We start from the raw sequence: 24,664 nt of genomic DNA on the forward strand, positions 1-24,664 counted from the left end.
CCACCTATTTATTAAATTTAACTATTTTTAGATAAAATTAAAAATTCCAAACCAATTTCATCAAAAAATTTCAAATCAACAAAGTTTTTGAAAGAGTCTGTATGGTTTTGGTTTGAAAAAGAGTAAAGGATTATTATTTAAATTTTCCACTATATGTTTTCAATATATCATTAATCATTGTAATTTAGTCATATGTAGTTTTATTTACCAAAAAGCTGTTTTATAAGTAAATATTTGTTATATCTTTTATTTTGTTGAAGTCACTGTCAAATGAGACAATAGCAGTCATATTGTTTTCTTTAGAGATAAAAGTATTAAACAGTCACTGTAGTTAACTGTGTATTTATAATATTTCATTAAGTTAACTGCTTCGTTGTAGTGTTTTTCTTTTACGAAATATATCTTATCCAACCCATATAAGAAATTCAATATTTCTTCTCTTTTAGCATGATAATATGGTTTATTTAGTTTGTTCAATACTTCATTGAATACTATATTGTTTATGGCTTTGGGTTCAGTATTTATTTCTGGTACTGCTTTTAGCAGTTGTTTTGCTTTTTGATGATTACTATCTCTGTCATTGAACATTGCAGTTATAAAACTGCTGTCTAAAAATATCATGTTTTAACCTCGATTATATGTTTCTCTTTTTTCTTTCAAACTGTCTGTAGGTTCAGGACTTGATATGATACCCACATAATCATTGAGACTTATTCTGCTTTCGGTTTTGTCATGACCTAATAATTTTCTGATTTCTGAAACATCTTTTAATGGTTTTTTGTTTCATCTATCTGCAGCATTTGTGGAACTTCATAGGAATCCTGCTGAAGTTGGTTTATACCATTAATAATAAATTCAGTAATTAATTCCTGTTCAGTCATTTCTTTTTCAATTGCCAACATTTGAATCTGTTTTATTAATGAACTATTTAATTTATTTGTTACTTCCACCATCATGAGTTTCAACCCCATAATCTTATTGTCACAGTGTAAAAAAAAATAAAAAAAATTATTTACGATTAAGTTTCGTAATGCATAGATGTAAGCGATTCTATTTGATTACAATCTTAATCTTCTTAGTAACTTTGTTATAGTAAGAGTTACCCTTAAATATGACTGTAGATATATATTTACCTTTTTTGGTTAATTTATTGAATTTAAATACTGCTTTACCTTTAGCATTGGTTTTTGCATTGAAAGTTTTTTTGCCTACTTTAATACTAATCTGCACTTTTTTAATTGCTTTACCTGCATTGTCCTTTAATATAACTGAGTATTTTTTAACCTTTTTAGCCTTTTTGAATATTTTCTTTTTAGCAGTAATTTTTGGTGTTGCCTTAAATACAGTGAATTTGAAGGTTACTGAAGAATCTTTATAATATGTACCATTTCCAGCATAGAATATAGTTACAACATATGTCTTTGGTACCATATTTGCAGGAATTGAAATAAATACAAGTCCATTGCTGTTTGTTACACCCTTGTATGGTTTACCATTTACATTGATTTGAACTTCAGCCCCCACAAGAGCTTTTCCAGATAATAGATCCTTTAATGTTATAGTAGCTTTACCATTTTTATTATAAACTGCAGAAACATGATTAGAGGATATATAGGGAGTTAATTTAACTGTAAAATCAACATAATGTTCAAATAATGCATAATATTTTTCATTACCTCCCCACAGAATATAAACGGTGTAGTTACCGAGATCCCAAAGATCACTAATTGATACAGTACCATTTACAATCGTTTCGGTCCTATTGTATGTTGAGGCAATATCTTTAATGGTTACATTGCCAGTCGCATTTGCCGGCATATTTATAATAATATACAATCTGCCCTGATTAACTCTTACAGTGCTGGTAACTTTAGGAACTGATTTGTCTATTGTAAATGAATCTGTTGCATCGTTTACATAAAAGCAATCATCACCATTATATATTGCAGTAACAGTCCAGATACCTTTTGTGAAATCTTCTAACTTCCTATATTGTACCGTTCCATTAATAACACTACTAATCACATTAAATAGTTCACCAGTATTATTATTAATGAATATAAATGTAACATTCCCAGTTGCAGTTTTATTTAATGTCACATTGATAAGTACTATTCCATATTCATCTACAGTCGATTCTATTTCTACTTCCGTAGTTTCTTTATTAATTTCAATATAATCTGATTCAATATTACCATAATATTTTTCATCCCCACTATAGATTACCTTAACTTCATATGTTCCCTTATCCAATTCAAACTGGAATGGACATTTATCACCATATTTGAAAGTACCATTAATGACTTCCTTATTAGATACATCATATAATCTAACAGTTATGTTTCCGGTTGCATCATCTTCTAACGTTACATTGACACATACCATTCCAGTTTCAGATATGTAAACTTCAATTTCTATGTATGGGCTTTCTTTGGTTAAATTTATATCAATTTTTTCTGTAAATGCGCTATAATAGTTGTCATCACCACTGTATTCAGCGTAAAGATAATATATCCCACTATCTAGATAAAATTCATCTTCAACAATTCCATTTTCAATTTCTATATTCCAATCTTCATCTTCATCACCTTCACGGGAGATTCTAAAGGTTACATTTCCCGTTGCATTATCATTAATTGTTGCAGTTATATGTGCAATAGCGTATTCATCAAGAGTATAAACAACATTTAAATCAGGAATGATTTTTGTAACTTCAAATGTTATATTTTTTGTTGTAGATGAATATATTGAATCTCCCCAATAATAAATATTTACAGAGTATATGTCCTTCAGAAGGACGAAATCATTATTTCCAATTATTGCTTCACCTCCATTAAGCAATACTGTGTCATTAACAACAATTTCCTTTGCTGAGTTGATAATGTTGTATGTGACATTGCCTGTTGCAGCAGAATTTGTGGTTATGTTGATGGTGATATAACCATACTCTTCATTAACATCCGCTTCGACATCAAGTTCAGAGTCAAGTGCATCATCATTTAATATACCTTCATTGGTGTCTGATACTTCTGTAATTTCATTTAATACATTTTCATCACTTGTTGAAGTATTATTAATATTTTCATTTGCAGACACGCATGAAACGGCAAAAAGCATTAAAAATAATAATAATAATAATAAACAATATATCTTTTTTGACATTTTAAATCTCCTTAAATTATAATACATACTGAAATATATATTATTAACTTCTATTTTAAGTATTATTTATAATTAAAAACCAAAATTACCATAAAAATTTTTTCATGCAGTTTTCATAAAATTACCCATATAAATAACACAATTGTATTCTTCTCCAAATATTAAAATTTTTTACATTTCGTGATTACCGAATCGTGAATTATTCTTTTAATCGAACCAGGATAATTTTATTGGATTATACCCTGAGCTTATGTTGGGAGATAGATCAATTTAATTTTTTAATAAATCGGAAAATTTTATGAATTCCTTGTTATGATGTAACATATAATTGTCTAAAATGATAATAATCTCATTTCATCATTCATTAATAATCCAATATTAATATTTTCAAGATTTCAAGCAATTGAAACCCAATTAATGAATCAATGACATATTCATCATTTCTTATTATGAATTAAATCTTTTACTGCTTTTGTGAAAGTTTTTTATAACCTTTTAGTTGCACTAAATTTTTTTATTTATTTATTTTTTCATCGAACTTTTCTTCACCCATTGAATCTAATATTAAGTCATCAATTTATTAAGTATTTTATTTTAAGGCATCGGTATGAATAACCCATTTATTATTTCATTATTTTTAAAACTTTGATTTTTAACTATGCTTTGTTATATTTTATTCTTTTTACATATTATACACTTGTTTTGTTTAAATTTAATCTATATGTGCAAATCAGAAATTATTTATGTGATAGTTTCTAAAACAACTATTAAATAATAATTACTTTAGCAACATTTATAATTTTCATAATAAATTTTTAATTTAATCGAGGTATTTGAATGAAAATAAACAAAGTATTATTTGTAGTTTCTTTAATGATAGTAATGATGTCTTGTCTTAGCACAATTAGTGCATCATATAATGAAAATATGAATTTAATGTCACATGCAGATTCAATTTCAATGAATATTAATGAACAATCAACAGAGTTTGACGATTACAATAATTTACTTGTTTCTGAAAATAATGATGCAAGTATTGAAAGTCATGATTATCATGATTTAATAGGAAATGATGATGAGAATTCAAATGATGACTCAGATGATAATGAGGATGAAGATGAAGATTCTGATGATGACTCAGAGGATAATGAGGATGATAATGAGGATGATAATGAGGATGATGATGAAGATTCTGATGATGACTTAGATGATGATGACATTGATGAATATTTTGAATCTTTTAATTCAACTAATGAATATTTGAATTTTATCAAATATTTAATTAAAGAAAAAGGATTCAAATTTAATAATCATTTGGAAGATGAAGATGGAGATATTGGATACTCTCTTTATGCAACCCAAACAACTACCGGAAAATTATATGACGGTCGTACAATAAATATACATAGAGGTTATGAGTATTATATCCCTATAAATCAAAGAGTAGGTCATGTTTTAAATACCTATTATCCAGATATTATTTATGAACGTTTTAATAAATATTTGGTTGATGAATTATATTTAGGTTGGTTAAAATGGGAAGAAAACTATACCTTATCTTTAGATGTGCCTGGTGAGATAAATAATGTTCTTTCAACTCCTTCAATTGAAAAATTTTCAGATTTACCTTCAAGTTATGATTCAAGAAATGTTAATGGACAAAACTATGTTACTTCTGTAAAAAACCAATATGATACTAACAATTGTTGGGCGTTTGCATCAATTGCAGCATTAGAATCATATTTGCTAAAAAATGAAAGAATATCATATGATTTTTCAGATTTAGATATTTCTGATTATGATTTTTCTGAAAACAATTTGAAAAATGTGATGAGTTCTCTTGGGGAATATGGTGCAGATTATGATGTCAATGATGGTAATTTGTTATCTATGCCTCTTGCTTATTTTATTCGTTGGAGTGGCCCAGTTTTAGAACAACAGGATCAATATATTGATGATGATGTTATTGAAGATTATAAAGCTATAAAACATGTTCAAAAAATTAAATATATCTCACCCCGCAAGAATTCAAAAGATAATGATGAAATTAAACAGGCAATATACGAATATGGAAGTGTTGTTACTTCTATATATTGGAATAATTCTATTTTCTATGAGAAGGATGAGAATTATTATTTTTTCTCTGAACCTCCAAAAAATGCAACATGGCATGCAATATGTATTGTTGGCTGGGATGACAATTATCCTAAATCGAACTTCAGAGCTCAAACAGAGAATATGGAAGATGGTGCTTTTATTGTGAAAAATAGTTATGGTTCAAATGTTGGGGATAATGGTTATTATTATGTATCTTATTATGATACTACATTAGCCCGTTCTTTTATAAGTACAATGGGCGGAGCAACAGGATTTGCATTTACTTCAGTTGAAAACAATACTAATTTTGGTAAAAATTATCATTATTCTCCGTTAGGGGTAAATATATGGTATAATACTAAATTATCTCAAGCAATGTATGCCAATCAATGGACAGCCAATTCTAATGAAACATTAACTGCATGCGGCGTTTATGTTAATGAGGCTGTTAATTGTAGTGTTTATGTCCTTATAGATAATCACCAAATTGGCAATCCCACAAGTATACAACTTAATTATTCGGGATTTCACACAATTAATCTTAATACTCCCATAAATATAACCAAAGGTCGAACATATAAAGTTGCAGTTTTAATATCCTCCAATAATGGAACTGTATCATTTCCAATTGAAGCCCCGGGGTATCCTTATTCTAAGGTATCTTCAAATGTTAATGAATCATTTTATTTTAGCAATGGAATATGGGAAGATTTAAATCCTAATGGATCGAATAAATTAAACTTTGCATTACACGCATATACTGAATATAGAGATTTAATTCCTACTAAAATTGAAGCAAATGATTTGAGCATGATTGATGGTGAAAATAAAAATATTATAGCCACATTATTTGATGTAAATAATACACGATTGAAAAATTTTGAATTAACATTTATTATCGATGATGAAGAGCATGTTGTTATGACTAATGATGAAGGTCAAGCTTCAATAACAATTAATAGCAATTATAATCCTGGAACATATAACGTTCGTATTCATTTCTTTGGCAATGACAAATACGATGATGTTCGTAAAACTATAAAATTAATAATAAATCAAAAAAAGAATGTTAAAAAGAATGTTAAAAAGAATGTTAATATTAATTTAAATGATGTTAAAATTGGTAATTCTATAAAAGTTACTTTAACCTCCGATGGAAAATCGTTGAAAAATAAAAAAATAACATATAAACTTGGTTCAAAAACTTATAAAAATAAAAAATTAAATAAAAATGGAGAATTTATTATTAATAAAAAATTAGTAAAAAATCCCCTTAAAATCACAGTCATATTTAAAGGAGATGACAATTATAATCCAAGAACCAAATCTGCATATGTTTATCAAGAAATTAAAAAATTAAAGGGTTTAAAAAAGAAAGTAAAATATAATGGGCAGCTTAAATTAAGTTTAAATACGAAAAAAAAATTAAATGTATATTTCAAATTATCTAAAAAAATATATAAAATTAAATTTAATAAAAATGGTGAAGCCAGTTTTAAAATTGGAAAATATAATTTTAAAAAAGGTAAAACATATAACATAAAATTTTATTCAAAAAGTAAATTATATCGAGTGAATGTTAATCATAAGCTAACCATTATGAAGAGTTAAATTTAATAAAAAGTGATAATTTATGTTTAACAAAAAATTTTTGTTTGTGAGTTGTGTCTTTTTATTATTTATTTTACAAATTTCTTTTGTTAGTGCGCAAAATGATAATCAGACGGGAATACAGAATAAATCTTGTGAATATTTTGAAATAAATAATGATTTTTCTCAAAATTTTCAAAATAACGTTTCAACTAATGATTTTGATGTAATTGAACTTTATCAAGGAGAGATACCCATCCATATTGATAGTCCTAGTGATGGAGAAGTAACAGTTTTAATCGATGGTAATAATTATGGAGTATGGGATTTCACTAAAAATGAAATAATTCATATTCCTACATATAATTCCGAATCTTTTCACAACAATAGTAAAGCAAATATTGATATAGGTTTGCATAATCTTTCTTTAATATTCAGTTTCAATAATTTTATTTCTAAAGATGCAAATACATTCCTTGATGAAAATTCAATTTTAAATTTCAAATTTAATGAAGATAATCCATATATGATATCATATAGGTATAATTCTACATTAAATATTCTTAAAAAAGATAAAACAATCCATATTTCAAATTTTACATACTATAATCTTCTCAAACCTGCTCAATGCATTATCAATATTGATAACTTAGAAAAATATTATGATGAAGAATATGTATTTTCTCATCTGATGGGAATTATTATTAAAAATAATAAACACATTTATAAAGAATCAATTTATGGCTTGGATAATCCAATTATTATAGATTCAGACATTTATGAAGAAGGAATTTATAATTTTACAGTTATTAATTTTATTGATGGAACTATGGATTCCTTATTGTTTAAAGCAAATAAATATCAACCAAAAATGAATATAAATTACATTATTAATGGAAATAGCATTAAAATTAATTTAATGAATCAGACTGAGTATTATAATGATTGGGCAGATATCACTGTTGATAATATTACTAAAGAATTACCTTTGTATTTGTATGAAGAAAATAATTGGAATGTGTCTTTTGAAAATTTAAGTTCAGGAGTTCATACTCTAAAGATAGAAAATTTGGGAGATTACAGGACTGAAGACTTCTATTATATTACATCCTTTGTAATCAAAGATAGTTTTGATTTTGATAATGAAAATAATAATACTATTCAACAAAATATTGAGGATACTAATACAAGTTTCATGAAAGAAAATATAACCTCGGTCAATTCAAGTTTCATAAAAGGAAATACAACATCTAATAATTCAAGACATCCAGGCAAATTTATAAAAAATAATGGAAGCAAAAATTCACCTTCAATTAAAAATACTTTGAATTCAAAAGAAACTGTAAAAAATTCCAAAATTGGTTATGATACATCTGTTCAATCAAATTCAATTTTCCAAACTAAAAAATCACACGAGATTATAAAAAAAGCTATTCCTAAAATAAAAAATGATATGCTTTCATTCTACTTAATTATCATTGTAATTATCTTATTAATAATAGGATATTTCAAATACCATGAAAAAATATAAAAGGAGGTTTTAATATTATTTTTAAAAAGAATAAAATACTAGTACTATTTCTTTTAATTATGTGTATCCTTTTAACAACATCATTTGTAAGTGCAAATGAAAATAGTACAGATAAATTTCAAAATGAAGATAATATACTTTTAAAAGATGATAATGACTACAAAAATTTCACAGATTTAAGCAAAGAAATTGATGATTTAAATAAAACCGAACTCATATTAAATAATGATTATTCCTACCAAAAAGGAGACAATGATGAAGGAATTATCATTAATCGAAGTTTAACAATTGATGGGCAAGGACATATAATTGATGGAAATCAAAATTCAAAAATCTTTATCATTAAAGCGAAAAATGTAACATTAAAAAATATCAAATTCATCAATGGTAATGCGAGATTGGGAAGTGCTGGTGCAGTACTTTTTGAAGTTAATTCCACTGGAAATATTATAAATTCCACTTTTATTAATAATCAAGCATGGGCAGGAGGAGCAATATTTTTCAATGAAAATACAATAGCCAATATTGTTAATAGCAGTTTTATAAACAATAAAGCAGGTGATGGTGGAGCAATTTTTCAAGACTCATATTCACTGACCTCAATAAAAAATTGTGTTTTTAACAACAATTCTGCTAATATAAGTCCAACTTCCGGTAATGGAGGAGCAATTCTCTATAGTCTCAATAGTAGCAGTACTGTTGAAAATTCAAGTTTCATAAACAATTATGCAACACGATATGGTGGATCACTCAGTATTTTAAAAGACACTAATTTGAGAGTAAACTCATCTAGTTTCAAAAATAACAGAGCATATTATGGAGGTGCATTATATCATATGGATCATTCTAATTCCACTATTTCAAATTCATTTTTTGAAAACAATGAAGCACAAAAAAGAGGTGGATCAATATATTATACTTGGACCCATAATAGCGTTTTTAACTCCACATTTATCAAAAATAAATCAGAATACGGTGGTGCAATTTACAACAATAAAGGAAAAAATAATATAATTGAAAATTCCACATTTATTCAAAATTCTGCAAAAAATGGTGGTGGTGTATATTATAAAGATGAAGGTAAATCCATTATAAATAACTCCACCTTCATTGAGAATAATGCCGAATATGGTGCGGGAGTATACTACCTCAACAATGAAACTCAGGGCATTGTGAATAACTCAATGTTCATTAGAAACTATAATCAAGATGGGAGTAATATATATGGGGGAAATGAATATAACAGTACAATCATAAAAATAACTCCAAATATTATTTTAAATCCATTAACATATTTTTATAAAAGTATAGAATACTTAAAAATTTTCTTTAAAGGATATATGGATTCTCCAATTACAAATACTTCTGTCACTGTAGAAATTACAGGCGTAATAAAATCTATCAAAACTACAAATTCTCAGGGAGAAGTTAATTTATTAGTAAAAAATCTACGACCAGGCAAGTATAAAATAATAATTTCATTTAAAGGCAATCATAATTATTATGATGCTGTTTTTAATCAAAATTTAATCATTAAAAAAATACCTGTTAAGATTACGGCCAATAATAAAAAATTCAAACTAAAAAAGAAACATAAAAAATATAAAGTTATTTTAAAAGATAATAAAGGAAAACCAATTAAAAATGCGAAAATTAGGTTGATTGTGAAAAAAATAGGTAAAAAACATCATAAGAAATCAAAATCCAATAAAAAATCCAAATCCAAAAAGAAAAACATTGTAAAAACAAATAAGTATGGAAAAGCTACTTTTAAACTTAAATTAACTAAAAAAGGAAAATATTCTGCCAAAATTGTATATAATGGAGATGCATATTTCAATAAAACAGTAAAAAAAATTAAAATAAACATTAAATAGTGAAAATTTAATGGGGAGAATTAATAATTGATTCTCCCTATTGTTTAATTAACCAATTCATCCAGCAAGAAGTTTATATTTTTTATAATACCTACTTTAATGTGTGCAATTAATAATAGTGTTTCTATGAGCATTACATTAATAATTTTACATGACCAATTAACCATCCAAAGAGTTTGTTTAAATTTCCTTAAGTCTCATCTATGAGTTATAAATAATTCAATTAAAACACCCAGTCCCAGTCTTTATTTATAATCTTATCTGGAATGTGAAGTCCAGTATCTTCAAGATTTTCATCATCTGCATCCCATAATAATTTGGAACCTTTATAAGCTTTTGGATATTCATGCTTTCCTTTATATAAACGTATGCCGTGTTTTTCTGTTTCACGTTCTGTTACTGTTATTTTCGGAATGCCATTAGCTGCAAGTATTGGTGACGGGAATATTAATAACCATTTTAAATCTACATAGTTGAATTCTTCAAATTCATCTGTTGCATACCATGAAGGAGCAATATCAACTTCACCATAATTGTTGTTGTAGATTTTAGTCGGATTGTTTTTGTTGAATCCTTCAAGATAATCTGACACATCACTGAACCCTGTTGATACCCTGCCATGGAAATGATACTGTTTATAATCACCATCCTCATCACTTCCTGAAGCATAAGTATCATTTGAATTGACCTGCACTAAAGTTTCTGCACCGTTAAACATTAATGACGCTTTACTGCCTCCCCAATTTAGTGATGTGGATTTTCTGTCAACCTGATATGGTGTGAGATTGTAATCAGTCTGCATCATGTATGTTCCAGTTGTTGTTCCATGATATGTTGCATTATCATTAACATCCACACAACCGGAAATCCGTTTAAATCTTGCAACAGTAACACGATTGTTTGATAGACTACCACCAGAGGCGAATGTTGTAAATAATGATGTTGGTGAACTTCCATCAATACTTGGAACAAATCTAGCTCTTAAAAATCTGCCCCCATCCGTTGAATCATTGTTGATACTTAAACCTGAGTAGCTCATGAAAAATTGGGAGTATGTGTCAGAATTTGCATCGAACATTAACACATCCCCACCAGGAGATAAAGTACTGCTGAAGACTGTTGAAGTATCATAAACATCCAGCAATAACTTTGTGGTCTGGGAGATCTGACCGACCGGAACTCTCACCAGAATAGCTGCCGGCTGAGATCCATAACTTGGAATGTATAATATCGCACAATTAGTATTGTTCCTTGTTTTGATTTTCAAGTTTTTCAAGTCATTTCTGAAAAGATCTGCATATGGACTGTCAGATAGATTATCCAAAAAGAGATAATCATAGTCGGATGAATAGCTTCCGCTTCTCTGGTTGTAGTTACTCATTACAATATTGATTTGTAGTTCTTCCTGCAATGTCATAATCAATATTTTATTATTTATTTTATATAAATAATATAATAAAAAAAGTAATAAAAAATTAGTTACATTAAAGGAAAAACTATCAATAGGATTACCTTTGAAAAAATAGTTTAAATCAACAAACAGACATCAATACCTCAGGCATTAATGCAAAAAACAATTCATGAAATATGACCTTAAGTATGTTTCATTCTTTGAGTCCGCATGACCCAGTCAAATCACAGGGACACGCAAATAGTATACAACAGCCATGATAATACCATTTACAAAACATTTTATTCATTCCTCGATATAATTTATTACATTACTGTTTAATAATATTACCGATTTGTTTTTGCTATTTCCACTAAAGGCCAATCAAGAAAAATAAGCTGTCCATCTATGATGGACAGGTTGCGACGAATGAAATGAGTCGCAATAGCGATATGAAGAAATGATTAATCATGTCAGATTTAAGAACCGACCGTTTACCGGTCGGTTCGAGGGTTAAGTTTTGTAAATTTAATGGGAAAGTGAAAACACTTCCCCAAATATAAATAACGAGCGATTCAATGAAAGTATAGCTCCGGTGAAAAAGTAAGAAAACACCATCATAGCTATATTCTGGTTCGGTTGAATCCCATATCCTTTAGAATCTTGTTATACTCTCACGGGTTGTAAATGACGGAGCATTTTCATCTCCTGTTTTTCCAGTAGATCCGGTTTCACCTATTTCACCTGAGTTTTGAGGGTTGCGTCCGCCAGGAGCTGAAATGTCATTTGTAGCTTCAATTTTAATTCTTCTCTCAGCAAGTTTTTCCATCAGTTCCATATCAACATCACCTGTGAGTAGCTTATCGATGATTTCCTTATCCTGTGCGTTTTCATTGTAGTTGAAGTTGTATTTAGCTTCGTACTCTTTTATTTTCCTTTCATTTTCATGTTTTCTAAGTTCAGACAATTCTTTTAGGATATCTTCCTTATTGTCTATGAATTCCTTGTTTTCCTCTATAGCCTTTTTTATTTTGATATACTTTTTGGATTCCTTTTTCAGGTTGTCTATTTCATCCTGAAGTTTTCCGATTTCAACATCTTTACCCTGAAGTTTTTCCAAAAGCAAATTAGTGGCTACATTAGCGTCCTGATTTTGCGGTTCTGGAGGCTGTGGTGCAGGTTCAGGATTTCCGGTTTCACCGGCCACACCTGTTTCGCCGGTTTTTCCAGTTTCTCCAGTCTCGCCGGTTATTTCAGAATTCAACAAGGTTATCTTTCTCGGGTTTTTGGTTACGCCTACATCTATCAAGTTCATAGTATCAATTCCAAATGAATCTCCATTGTCTTTCAGTAAAACATCAACTTTTGGTGACAGCCCTTTTCCTTTCATGTCAAGTTCATCCGGAAGGTCTATGAATAGCTTTCCCTTATCCTCTTCGAATACTATGTTGTTTCCGATGCCGATATAAACCCTATCGTGCTCTGATGTTAAAGGAATTCCGCCACGGTAGTTTTCAGCTATTAGCTTTAGATCTTCAGCAGTCCATTCAACAGGTTTGGTCAGACGTTTATCCAAATCGGAGTAGTCATATGATCCGACTTCAAAAAGTTCATGTTTCATGATTATCACTTTATTATATTATTTATTATATATTTTATTATTTATTTTATATAAATATTTATATTCTATTTGTCATTAAAAAGATTAATTAATGATGAAAAATAGATTAATAATGCGTTGTTAAATAATTATAATCGGGTTTTAAGCATGTCTTATATTTATATTGATGAAAGCGGAGATTTGGGAACTAAACAAGGCAGTTAAAAGCATTTTATTATGGCTGCCATTAAAGTTAAGGATTCCAAGAAGCTGGACAAGTCAATTTAAAAAAAATCCGAAGGTCATTTAAAAAGAAAATGTTGAGTTCTGCTGAAATCAAAGGCGGAAACTTACCTTATGAATTAAAAATCAAAATCCTCAAAAAGTTGAAAAACATTGATTATGAAATTTTCATAATCGTCTTTGACAAATCAAACAGATATAAAATAGGTTATGAATATGACAACAAAGAATTATATGGCATTTTAGCTTCAAAACTGGCTGAATTAATCAATATCGATAAACCCACTTTCATATTCATTGACAAGTCAAAAAAACAGACAGAAAGAAATTGACAATTTCAATGAACTCTTTTTAAACAGTTTAATTAATATTCAAAAACAACCCATTACCATTGAGCACGCAGATTCAATGAATTACAAAGGATTACAGATGGCAGATTTGATTTCATGGTCAGCATTCCAGAATTTTGAAAATGAAAATCATGAATTTATTGATTTGATAAAAAACAAGGAAATTAAATTCGTGTATGAAAATTAAAATTAGTTTAATGAATGATAGAAGAACCCGTATACCACCTAATTCGCCCCTCGTCGAGACAAGGATATACAGGCTGAACCTCAAATGAAGTTTTTACCTCCGATAAAATTCAATTTATAATTATGTATGATATTGCATATAAATATTTTACAAAAAACATCATACTTCAACACCGCTTTCAGATGAAATTCTCTCACCGACAGGCTGTTCCTCTTCAAAGTTAGACAAGTAGTTCTTATAGATTTCATCACCTTCAGAGGAGAGTTCCATAATGTATCGGAGCACATCATCTCTTGAATAGCTGAAATAAATGTTTAATGTTTCATTAATGCCCATAAGTTCCAGCTGCATATTCAATAGCTGATTGCAATACTTTAACACCCATTTCTGATCATTAGCCACATTAACGATAAATCCTGTAATGGCTGAATCGTTAATGTATTCTGCAACGTTCTGGTTTGACCTTTCGTTACCTGCCTGAGACTGTGGAGTTACGAAAGTCCTTAAGATATTGTTTCTAAATATTTCAGTCTGTCTTGTATAATCAGATTGGTAGTTGTTACCCCCGAGTATTTTACTTTCAATTCCTGGCGGTACAATAGCTACGTTTGAATCAGCAGTTGTTCCGTAATCTGCATAAAGATTTTCTTTTGCAGTAGATGAAAGTTCTGTAACAATAGGTTGACCGTTTGAATCAAGTGATGGTTTTACTTCAATAATATTATCCTTATTAATACGCTCAACTTGATTACGCTCCAAATTGCACTTGTGGTATATATCATCAAGACAATTAAGGATAATAGATTGAGCTTCACAGTAGATTTCATTGTACATGAAGTTAATTACCTCTTCAGGTTCGTACTTTACAGTCAATGTTCCCTCCTCAACGCTGACATAATTATCGAACTCCTCCGGAGATCCGTTAACAATATCTTTAGGCATCTCATGCAAGTAAAGCTCGACTTCATTGTCATCGTTGAATTCCTTTTTCAATCCATAGCCATGAGCCCCGATTTCCAAAAATATAGGTTTGATATATTTGCCGATGGATTTATCCCATCTCTCTACAGGTTTAATTAATCCTTCCCCATCGACCATTCCAGCCTGCAGGATGTTTTTAGCAACTTGTGAGATGTCAATTTTTCTTGCCCATAAAATTAAAGTTAGTTTCTGTTCTGCAGATAGTTTGTTTTCCTTATCCACCAATACAATATTTACATTTGCCTTATCGATTCTGTTTTTCAAAACACCTGAAGTGTAACCGTCAAGCTTAACAGCATAACGAGCATTGGCTATTGTCTTGTTAATTACCGGCGGCAGCGCATCGACAAGGTCAAGGCCGGTGTTTATTCCATCAGTCCTAGGTTGCCTTTCATTTTCGCCCCAATAGCTGCGCTTGGTGTTGTACTGTTCCACACGGTTGTTGAGTAATCTGGTTTTTATAAAAGAGGTTATTCCCATAAACAATCATCCATTATATTATATTTTTTATTATATTATTTATATAAACTATATAATAAACTTTTGATTATATAAAGACAATGCCTCAAAGAGATCATCTGTCAGCCATCCAAATTTTTTATTTTTTAACCAACCTCATTAATTTCCTATATACTGACACTTGTGAAAATAGAAATTATGAGAAATACATATGAAATAATAAAATAAACAGTCGATAAAAATAGCAGTTTATAATAAAAGTAAGTATTTACTTAATCGTATAATCAATTATTCGATGCTTTTGAAAAATATAAAAAAAGAGATCAACTGCCATGGCAGTTAATCTGTAATGTCTTCACTTTCCTTTCTCCTGTATCCGACAACAAGCAATATCTCACAAACAACTGCAAGTGCGATGAACTTCAAAATATCATCAGGACCGTTCTCCACAATATTCTTGCTAATCTCATAAGCCTTACTCACATCCTGTGATGCACCGCTGCTTCCACCGGCACCGGCAGATGAAGCGGAACTTGATGACCTGCCAGATGAGGTCATGCCGTTGACACTTGGAGTTTCACTTGATGTTGAGTTTTCGCTTGCAACCACATTGTTATTATATGAGTTGCTGGCTGTCCCATCATTGTTGAATGAGTTCACGGTTTTTGTATCTGTTCCCTGATTTGTTTTGCGTGACAGGCTTTCACCATTGTCCCCGCTCAGGTCAGGAAAACCTTTAAAGCCATTGTCACCATCAGCACTATCCGGACTATTGAATCCACCAGGACTATTGCCGCCGGTGTTTATTGAACCGCCACCATTGCCTCCCGGAAGCAAAGGATTGCCACCCGGGAATCCAGGCTTATCCGGCAATATGCCGCTGCCGTTAATGACATTGGTCCTGCCGTTGACGTTTTCAGGCGGAGTGTAGTCAAACTCATCACCGCCGTCAACCTCATCGCCCTGATTCTCCAGACCATACTCGAAAACAGTGATTACACGGTTTCCTGAAAAGTCATTGTTCTTGGACTCATCAGTTCCTTCACCGATAGCCTTACCACGCTTGAAGGGATCATAATCAGTATCCGAATACTTGTCAGTTCTCACCAGAGTATTATTGGTCACGGTAGTGTTGTCAGCATCAAGCATATGTGCAAGATAGTAACCGTCACTTATCACGGTATTGTTCACCACACGATATGAATGCCTTCCGTCAGTCTCCTGGGAATATGAAATACCATAGATATTATCATCCCTTGAAGTTTGCCTGATATTGTGAAGCTCAATCACATTGTTCATGACAACATCATTATCATCCTGCGCCTCAATACCTGCAACCAAAGCCCAGCTGTGATTGCCTGCAAGACCGGTAATGTTCATATGATTGTTGAGAATGGTCAGGTAGTTTTCCCCGTTGAAATTCTGGGAATAAATACCGATGTTGGGACCGTTGCTTTTGGAGTAGATGTCATTGTACTGAATAATGACTCCACTGGCAGGCCCTGTCAGCTGAATAGGATAAGCGGTTCCGGCAGCAAAAGCACCTCCGCTGGTTTCAACATGAATATTATTGCCTTCAATCAAAAGATTGTCATCACGATAAACATCCAACGCATAAAGATAGTTGGGCTCATCCTTGTATGTGATGAAATCCGTAAGACGGATGGTGTTGTTTGTAATCCTTGCATCCTTAGAATCGCATATGAACACCGCATCCAAAGTAGGATCGCTGCACTCGGTTCTCCTGTTGACCTCACAATCGACAATGTTGTTGTTGAATGTCAGATTGTCACAGTTGCCTATGCCCACTGCAAGTGCAAATTCGGAATACATCATTGCAGTAGTTCCTGTAAAAACAACAGTCCTTAAAGGCAACCTTGCATTAACAGTATTGTTTTCAACAATAGCATTATTCGAATACTCCAAACACAATGCAAAATCTCGACCCTCATACGGATTATCGGCAATGAAATTGACTGTATTGTTGATTAGCCTCAAATTGTTAATCAAATTCCTGTTTGTCCCCTCACTGTATATTCCATATGCACTGATATCCCTTGGGACAATGTAGTTTATAACAGTATTGTAAATTCCCACATCATCTGCATCCCAAATCAGTATTGCCGCATTGTCATTGTCTTCAAACTCTTGACTTACATTCAAAATAACATTGCTCAATGTTACTCCACTGGCTTCAATGCTGAAAACAGTGTTTTTCAATGTATGGTTATTAGCGTTAATTGTAACGTTGCTTGCCTCGATTTTCAATATGCCAAGGCCATCCATATCCTCTGATATGAATAAATTAGCATAAGCGTAAGAGGACTTCAGTGTTCCCCCTACAAAATAATCATCAACGTTGTCCTGATTGATATTAATCGTTAAGTCTGGAGTGTCAGCTTCACCTAAACTATGATTGTCCGCAATGTCTTCCTGAATTTCCACCGATGAGACTGTGAAAGTCTCATTAAACGAATCAGAGATTACAGTAGTGGAATTGTCTTCATTAGCCGAAACGACCGCCAATGAAAGCAGAAACATCATGGCCAACAATGATATTTTCCATGAAACTTTTATTTTTTTCACCTCCAACATAATCCATAATATAAAAATATTTTAATAAATATTAAAATATGATTTATTTTATGTTCGAGGTATAATATATCATTTTGGTAAAATAAGTAGACACTTAAAAAAAAAATTAGAATAGGGATTATGATGATCCCTATTTTTTCACTTTAATTTTAACTTTTTTGCTTGAAGCCTTATAGTTCTTGTTTCCTTTGAACTTGATAACAGCCTTATAGGTACCTTTTTTCTTCAAGTTCTTAATCTTAAAGGTAGCCTTACCTTTATTGTTGGTGGTTGCCTTATAGGTTTTGCCCTTAACTTTCAAAGTAACCTTAACCTTCTTAAGGAGTGTCTTGCCGGATTTTAAAGTTATAGTGTATTTCTTAACTTTCTTTTTAGCCTTGAATGTTTTCTTTTTAGCAACAATCTTAGTGGCCTTTTTAACAACAGCAGGAGCCTTAATGGTTAAAGTAGTGTTTTGAGTGATAGGAGCATACTTACCGTCACCTGAATAGCTGATGCTGATTTTATGATTACCAGCAGCCAAATTAGCAACAGTGATACTTGCACTACCATCCTTTAAAGGTTTGGTGTCAACCACTTTACCGTCAACACTGACAGTGAAATTACCGGTAGCATCCTTATCTAATTTGATGCTGAAAGTAGGAGACTGACTGTTAGCAGGAACATTAGTGCTTAAAGCCTGAGCCGCAGGAACATCAACACCCTTAACAGTAACAGTAGCATTGACAGTCACAGGATTATAATTAACATCACCAACAGTAGAAGCGGTTAAAGTATAAGTGCCTGCAGTTAAACCGGAAACAGTAATGCTAGTACCGTTAACAGTAACATTAGCCTCAGGATGACCAACAACACTAACACCAGCAATACTGGATGCATTACCTATAACTGCACTGACAGTTGCGGACTCACCATAAGTGAAAGTAATGTCCGGAACGGTGAGTTTGGAATCAACCTTATTGACAGTCACATTAACAGTTTTACTTACAGATTTATGATTCTTGTCAGGATTGGTGGTTACTTTTAAGGTATAATTGCCTGCATTTAAACCGGTGATATTTGCAATATCATGTTCATCAATTTTGATAATAGCTTCAGGATGATCAACAATAACTACAGCAAAATCAACTGCACCTTCAGTAAAAATACTGCAGTAGCCAATATCACCGTAATCATAAACCACCGCATTGTTTCTAATGTCAACAGTTGAATCAACCTTGTTGACAGTGACATTAACAGTCCTGGTTACAACATTGTGATTTTCATCCGGAACAACAATAACCTCTAAAGTGTAATTGCCAGCATCCAAACCAGAAACAGTAATGGTGTTTGCTGAAACATCAATCTTAGCATCAGGCTGGTTTAAAATAGTTGCAGTAACATTTTTAATACCTTCACCATCAAATGTAGTGGAATTAAAAGATCCATAATCAAAAGCAATGTCATTCAAGTTAACAGTTGCATTAACCTTATTGACCTTAACACTGACTGTTTTTGTTATGCTTGTGTGGTTTTCATCAGCAACAGTGCTTACACTTAAAGTGTGGTTACCTGCACTTAAACCAGAAACGGTAATGGTGTTGCCATCAACACTCACAACCCCGCCATCTACACTAGCTTCAACACTGGTTGCACCATCATATGATACAACATTTGTGGTTCCAGACTCATTCCAATCAAAAATAATGTCATCGCCTAAAGTCAATGTTGAATTAACCTTATTAACCCTAACGTTAACTGTTCTGGTTATGCTGGTGTGGTTTTCATCAGCAACAGTAGTTACACTTAAAGTGTAGTTTCCAGCAGCCAAACCGGAAACAGTGATAACACCATCCTTAAATTCAAATTCCCTATCATCTATTGCAGCATTTACACCAGTTGCACCAGCATATGAAACAGATGTGGTTCCAGACTTATTCCAATCAAAAATAATGTCATCACCTAAAGTCAATGTTGAATTCACTTTATTTACAGTGACATTAATGTCCTTCTGGGAGGAGGTGAACATGTCTGTTTCATTGAACTTGGCAGTTACATTATAAGTGTCTGCCTTAAGGTCTGCAAATGAAACACTGCCTGAACCCTCTTTGATTTCAGCTAATTTTTCCTCATCACCTAACTTGACAGTGATGTTGCCAGTGAATCTTGAATCAGTAGTGATACTTACAGTAACATTATTTCCCCAATCAACATTATCAGCAGTGATGTTTAAATTAGAATCCAATTTAGATACTTTAAACTTGATAAGTTTAGCACGATTTTCTGCATTATTCCATGCATTATTTGAAAAATCATTATAATTTGAACTTGAACTTTTGAATTCAAAACCTAATGCATAGTCATCCTGTGCAGGCAAAGGATCTAATGAAAAAGTATTCACACCAGAATTAACATCAAGATTATTTATAACTCTAATACTATTAGCATAACCTCCAACATAGACACGCCCTATTCTTAGAGTAATTTTACCGGAACCTTCACCAGGTACAATAACAGTAACAGTAATGTTTTTATCAACAGTAGTATTATCTACTGTGACAACAATATTTGCCTTATTAACAGTTAAAGTTTTAGAAACAGTAGTGGCTGCATAATCCCCAGTTTCAGGAATAGTAACTGAAAGAGTATAAGTGCCGGCATCTAGATTGTCTATAACTGCACCACTAATATTATTTGAAAACTCTTTAGTAAATTCTTTAATAATATCATAATTAGAGTTTCTAATACTATATGTAATATTTCCGGATTCCATGGTGGAAACAGTGACATTTACATTAGTACTTTCACCATACACCATATCAGTAGCATTCATTGTAATATTTTGACCTTTCTTAACAATTAACTCTGGACTTTTTACTGTACAATAGCCAAGATATTTTTCAAATACTTCTTCACTAACATCTATAGAAAAGTTACCAGATTCCTCTGGAACGCTAACTTCAGTTTGATAAACACCATTGTTATAGGTAAAGTTATTTCCAAAAATAGTGAATTTAAGTTCAGGGAGGATAATAATATTTCCATAATCATCTACCAAAGTAGCATTAATATTAAGTTTACCTCCCTCAGCAACATTCAATTCATCTTCACCATTTAAAAATGTGAGAGTAGTATGTGAAGATAATTTTCCACTATTTTCTAGATTAAAGGAGTAATGATTATTTAAACTATTTTTTTCAAAAATTAAATTTCCTTTTGAATTTACTAAATTTAGATAATCATAGTTAGAATAAAAAGTTGAGTTGAATATCCTAAAACTACTATCTGTTGGAATATTTATACAACGAAAATTATTATAAGTTTCATTTTCAAGTTTGTTTATTTTAAAAATAGAATTATTAATTAAAACAGTTCCTTTAGCAGAAACCATGTTATATCCAAATGAGGAAAAATAACAGTTATTAATATTAACAGTAACATTTGTTGCAGTTGAAGTAGGACCACTAATAAAAGCTTTTCTGAAATCGTTTCTATCTAAAAATATACAATTTTCAAATGTGCAAGATGATGTTCCCTCAGTAGAAACATAACCTGAACTTGCCTGAATAGATGAGAATATAATATCTTTCCAAAATATACTAGTAGTTCCTTTGAGTGTAAATAATTTTTTATTCTTAATGTTACCACATATTTCCACGGATCCATAATTATCTGCAATTATAGAAATATTATTTTTTGATTGAACTGTAATAGTTGTTCCATCAATTAAATAAGTTCCATTTTGCATATGAATTATAGTATTATCTTTTAAATTTGTATTAGACAATACAACTTTAAAATTACCTGGATGATACTCGTCAGACCCATTTTCAGTACCTTCTGGAGATACATAAATATGATTCAGATTATCATTTTCTGTTAAGATTTCATTGGAATTATCACTATCCATCAATTCATCATTTTGTGAATTTGTCTCTGATGAACTTAAAATAGAATTATCAAAATCCACTTCTAATGAATTAGAATTTAAATCAGTATCATTAATGTCACTTGCAGAAATATAATTTATACTTATTAAAATTAAAAAAATAAATAGTATAAATGTAAATTTATTAGATTTCATATTATTCATGCCCTTTAAAATTAAAAAAAAGTAGTGAGAGTTTATTAAAATTCTCATCCACTACTTATAATATTGTTTATTAAAATTCAAAGCTCCTAGGAATAAAAAAATCACTGAGAAGACTATTTATTTTATAAAACTTGGTTGTTTGCCCTGTAAAAATGACCATCAGAAGTACCAAAGTATGTAGTTCCATCAATAGTTACAACAATACCTCCAGTAATAGCAGAACCAGTATCAAATGCCCAATATAAACTATATTCATCAATATCATCTGCACTTAAATAATCGACATTAAAAACCCATAATATTCCATTATTGTCTCCAATGTAAAGTTGACCATCATAACAAGTCATAGCAGTTGTGATTGGATTAATATAGAATGTAGTTTTACTGCAAGATAATGAAGAACTAGTATAACTAGCATAGTAGATATATCCATTTTCATCTACAGTGTAAACATTACCATTACCATCACTAACTAGCATATCACATGCACCATCTAGTGCAGCTGAAGACATTACATTTAAATTAGAATCTAATAATGAAAGACTATTACCATTATTGGATAAAATACAAATATTACCACTAGCATCAATAATAGGATTACCTACAGTACCGCTTATACTACTGGTAGTTCCATCATTTAAATTATATGAAACTAAACCATTAACAGTATTTACATAAATGTGATTATTCCATAAGATAGGTTGTGAAAGTAAAGCACTCTCAGATACACCAGTAATCTCAAAGAGACTGCCAACATAACTGTAAACACCACCATTATACTCAATAACAGACACCCAAGTATCACTGTTATCACCATTACCATAATCATTACTAATGTAAATGGTATTGCCAACAACTAAAGGAGCATAATAACTTGAACCTTCCACAATATTAGATGCAGGTTGTATTTCATTACCATTTGTTGCATTAAAGAAGTATACTTTATCCCAATCACAAGGAGCAATTAAAACACCATTATGCAATACTAAATCATGGAAATTATTAAATTCAGAAGAATAATAGAAGTTGGAAGAAACATTCCATATTAAACTACCATCATTAATGTCTAAACAATAAATTGAATTTCCATTAGGAACATAAACCACATTGCCATCAACTAAAGGAGTACCTTTTACAGCACCACTTAAAATAGAATTCCAAACTTGAGTACCAATAGAAACATCACCAGGTATTGTAATTGTACCAGTTATTGGATCGTCCGCAGGCTCAGTATAATTGGAGTAATCATCAATAGTATTGTTTTCAGCAAAAACCTGTAAATGACTATTACCTGCATAAATAGAATTTACACCATTATTTGGACCATAAATTCTATTATTAGTGTATGTGAAATATGCTGCAGTATCACTGCTACCAGTATATGAATAGTACATCACTTGTCCCTCAGTATTTTCCCTAGCAGTATTATTTACAAATAAACTTTTATCAACTGTTAAATATCCAGGACCATTAGCCCATATAGCTCCACCTCTACTTGCAGAAGCAGTATTATTTATAAAAGTACTATTATCTACAGTTACTCTAACTCTATTACTGGAGCCTATGGCACCTCCACCATATTGACCGGTACAAGCATTTTCTACGAATATGGAGTTATATACTTGTAAATCACTGTAAGCATATAATGCTCCACCATTCCATCCTGCTCTATTATTTTTGAATACAGAATTCCAAATACTTGTATTTGCATAGTTGTGAGTGTGTATTGCACCAGCCCACCATGCAGCAGAGTTGTCTTCAAAAGTAGAATCATAAACTTCCAAATAACCACAGTTATTAATACAACCAGGTTCACTTAAACCAATATTATCATAAAATTCACAGTCTCTAACAGTCATTCTAGCATTATTTACACCAGTTCCCCAAGAGGAGTAGTAGTTGGTTATTGCACCAAAACTTGATTTGATGTTTGTAAAAGTACAATTTTCAAGTAATGCATATCCGTAATTCAACCAGATTACTGACTGGTGAGAACCTGTACAGTTAATGTTTGTAAATACACAGTTTTTAAAAGCATAGTTTCCATTACCCATCAGTTTCATTAAAATATTATTTGACAAGTATTGGAATGTAACATTTTCAAATTTTACATTTAAATTATTTCCTGAAGTAATCATTGGAATGTAATCATATGATGCAGCACTATTCCAGTCTGCATTACCTATATAATATCCATAACCACCAACAATAGTAATGTCATGATTTATTGTAACCTGATCTGAACTACTGCTTGATGGAGCAATGTTACTCTTATTTAATTTAACAGTATTGACACTTGTATCTTCAACTTCTGATTGGAAATCAGCCCAAGTATAATCATCTTGAGTTGATTGAACAATAGAAGTCTCTTCATCAACATCAGATGTTGAAACATCATTGACATCATCATCTACAGAAATTACTTCATCAGCAACTTCATCAGATGATATTTCCCCAATATCACTCACATCTTCTGCACAAACAACACTTGTTCCTACAAAAAACATGAGTAAAATAAATAATAATAAAA

The 24,664-nt window shown here is 30.8% G+C and carries 15 protein-coding genes and 1 pseudogene; 7 read left to right on the forward strand and 9 right to left on the reverse strand.

Annotated elements, in window-relative coordinates; translation table 11 throughout:
• Positions 1 to 285 precede the first annotated feature (285 nt).
• The 3 genes from QZV03_RS03315 to QZV03_RS03325 form a co-directional block, all read right to left on the reverse strand.
• Positions 286 to 621, reverse strand: a complete 336-nt coding sequence (locus tag QZV03_RS03315; RefSeq protein ID WP_296874286.1) for a type II toxin-antitoxin system VapC family toxin — start codon at positions 619 to 621, stop codon at positions 286 to 288.
• Positions 622 to 767: 146 nt separating this feature from the next.
• On the reverse strand, positions 768 to 956 hold the full coding sequence (locus QZV03_RS03320) for a hypothetical protein (protein WP_296874287.1): 189 nt from the start codon (positions 954 to 956) through the stop codon (positions 768 to 770).
• Positions 957 to 1,050: 94 nt separating this feature from the next.
• Positions 1,051 to 3,162 (reverse strand): hypothetical protein, encoded by a 2,112-nt coding sequence (locus QZV03_RS03325; RefSeq protein ID WP_296874288.1) that lies wholly within the window; start codon positions 3,160 to 3,162, stop codon positions 1,051 to 1,053.
• An 837-nt stretch (positions 3,163 to 3,999) separates the two neighbouring features.
• Between QZV03_RS03325 and QZV03_RS03330 the strand changes: the two genes are divergently transcribed.
• Genes QZV03_RS03330 through QZV03_RS03340 form a run of 3 tightly spaced genes read left to right on the forward strand, consistent with a single transcriptional unit; the run spans position 4,000 to position 10,257 of the window.
• The gene (locus QZV03_RS03330) at positions 4,000 to 6,870 is read left to right on the forward strand and encodes a lectin like domain-containing protein (RefSeq protein WP_296874289.1); all 2,871 of its coding nucleotides are present in this window, start codon (positions 4,000 to 4,002) and stop codon (positions 6,868 to 6,870) included.
• Between the two features lie 22 nt (positions 6,871 to 6,892).
• Positions 6,893 to 8,380 carry a hypothetical protein gene (locus tag QZV03_RS03335; protein WP_296874290.1) on the forward strand — a complete coding sequence of 496 codons (1,488 nt, stop codon included), beginning with the start codon at positions 6,893 to 6,895 and terminating at the stop codon, positions 8,378 to 8,380.
• A gap of 59 nt (positions 8,381 to 8,439) precedes the next feature.
• Positions 8,440 to 10,257 (forward strand): right-handed parallel beta-helix repeat-containing protein, encoded by a 1,818-nt coding sequence (locus QZV03_RS03340; protein WP_296874291.1) that lies wholly within the window; start codon positions 8,440 to 8,442, stop codon positions 10,255 to 10,257.
• Positions 10,258 to 10,480: 223 nt separating this feature from the next.
• On the opposite strand, the gene QZV03_RS03345 is transcribed toward QZV03_RS03340, so the two are convergent.
• Together QZV03_RS03345 and QZV03_RS03350 are read right to left on the reverse strand one after the other, a co-directional pair.
• Positions 10,481 to 11,674, reverse strand: a complete 1,194-nt coding sequence (locus QZV03_RS03345; RefSeq protein WP_296874292.1) for a hypothetical protein — start codon at positions 11,672 to 11,674, stop codon at positions 10,481 to 10,483.
• 628 nt (positions 11,675 to 12,302) lie between these two features.
• Positions 12,303 to 13,268 carry a hypothetical protein gene (locus QZV03_RS03350; protein ID WP_296874293.1) on the reverse strand — a complete coding sequence of 322 codons (966 nt, stop codon included), beginning with the start codon at positions 13,266 to 13,268 and terminating at the stop codon, positions 12,303 to 12,305.
• Positions 13,269 to 13,434: 166 nt separating this feature from the next.
• Here QZV03_RS03350 and QZV03_RS03355 point away from each other — a divergent pair, with 166 nt between their 5' ends.
• From QZV03_RS03355 to QZV03_RS11250, 4 genes and pseudogenes are all read left to right on the forward strand, one after another.
• A complete protein-coding gene (locus QZV03_RS03355) occupies positions 13,435 to 13,557 on the forward strand; it encodes a hypothetical protein (RefSeq protein ID WP_296874294.1) in 123 nt (40 codons plus the stop codon).
• A gap of 7 nt (positions 13,558 to 13,564) precedes the next feature.
• A complete protein-coding gene (locus QZV03_RS03360; RefSeq protein WP_296874295.1) occupies positions 13,565 to 13,822 on the forward strand; it encodes a hypothetical protein in 258 nt (85 codons plus the stop codon).
• Positions 13,788 to 13,892: pseudogene (locus QZV03_RS11265) on the forward strand (hypothetical protein); the annotation flags it as partial. The gene QZV03_RS03360 and the pseudogene QZV03_RS11265, both read left to right, overlap by 35 nt.
• 6 nt (positions 13,893 to 13,898) lie before the next feature.
• Complete coding sequence (locus QZV03_RS11250) at positions 13,899 to 14,027, forward strand: hypothetical protein (RefSeq protein WP_342764222.1); 129 nt, start codon at positions 13,899 to 13,901, stop codon at positions 14,025 to 14,027.
• A 159-nt stretch (positions 14,028 to 14,186) separates the two neighbouring features.
• On the opposite strand, the gene QZV03_RS03370 is transcribed toward QZV03_RS11250, so the two are convergent.
• From QZV03_RS03370 to QZV03_RS03385, 4 genes are all read right to left on the reverse strand, one after another.
• Entirely contained in the window at positions 14,187 to 15,488 is a 1,302-nt protein-coding gene (locus tag QZV03_RS03370) for a hypothetical protein (RefSeq protein WP_296874297.1), read from the reverse strand.
• Positions 15,489 to 15,806: 318 nt separating this feature from the next.
• The gene (locus QZV03_RS03375) at positions 15,807 to 17,993 is read right to left on the reverse strand and encodes a right-handed parallel beta-helix repeat-containing protein (protein WP_296874298.1); all 2,187 of its coding nucleotides are present in this window, start codon (positions 17,991 to 17,993) and stop codon (positions 15,807 to 15,809) included.
• Positions 17,994 to 18,192: 199 nt separating this feature from the next.
• Positions 18,193 to 22,011 carry an Ig-like domain repeat protein gene (locus tag QZV03_RS03380; RefSeq protein WP_296874299.1) on the reverse strand — a complete coding sequence of 1,273 codons (3,819 nt, stop codon included), beginning with the start codon at positions 22,009 to 22,011 and terminating at the stop codon, positions 18,193 to 18,195.
• A 245-nt stretch (positions 22,012 to 22,256) separates the two neighbouring features.
• Complete coding sequence (locus QZV03_RS03385; protein ID WP_296874300.1) at positions 22,257 to 24,641, reverse strand: PQQ-binding-like beta-propeller repeat protein; 2,385 nt, start codon at positions 24,639 to 24,641, stop codon at positions 22,257 to 22,259.
• Positions 24,642 to 24,664 lie beyond the last annotated feature (23 nt).

Origin of the sequence: uncultured Methanobrevibacter sp. (genome assembly GCF_902788255.1) — an archaeon.
In the GTDB taxonomy this organism is placed as follows: Archaea; Methanobacteriota; Methanobacteria; order Methanobacteriales; family Methanobacteriaceae; genus Methanocatella.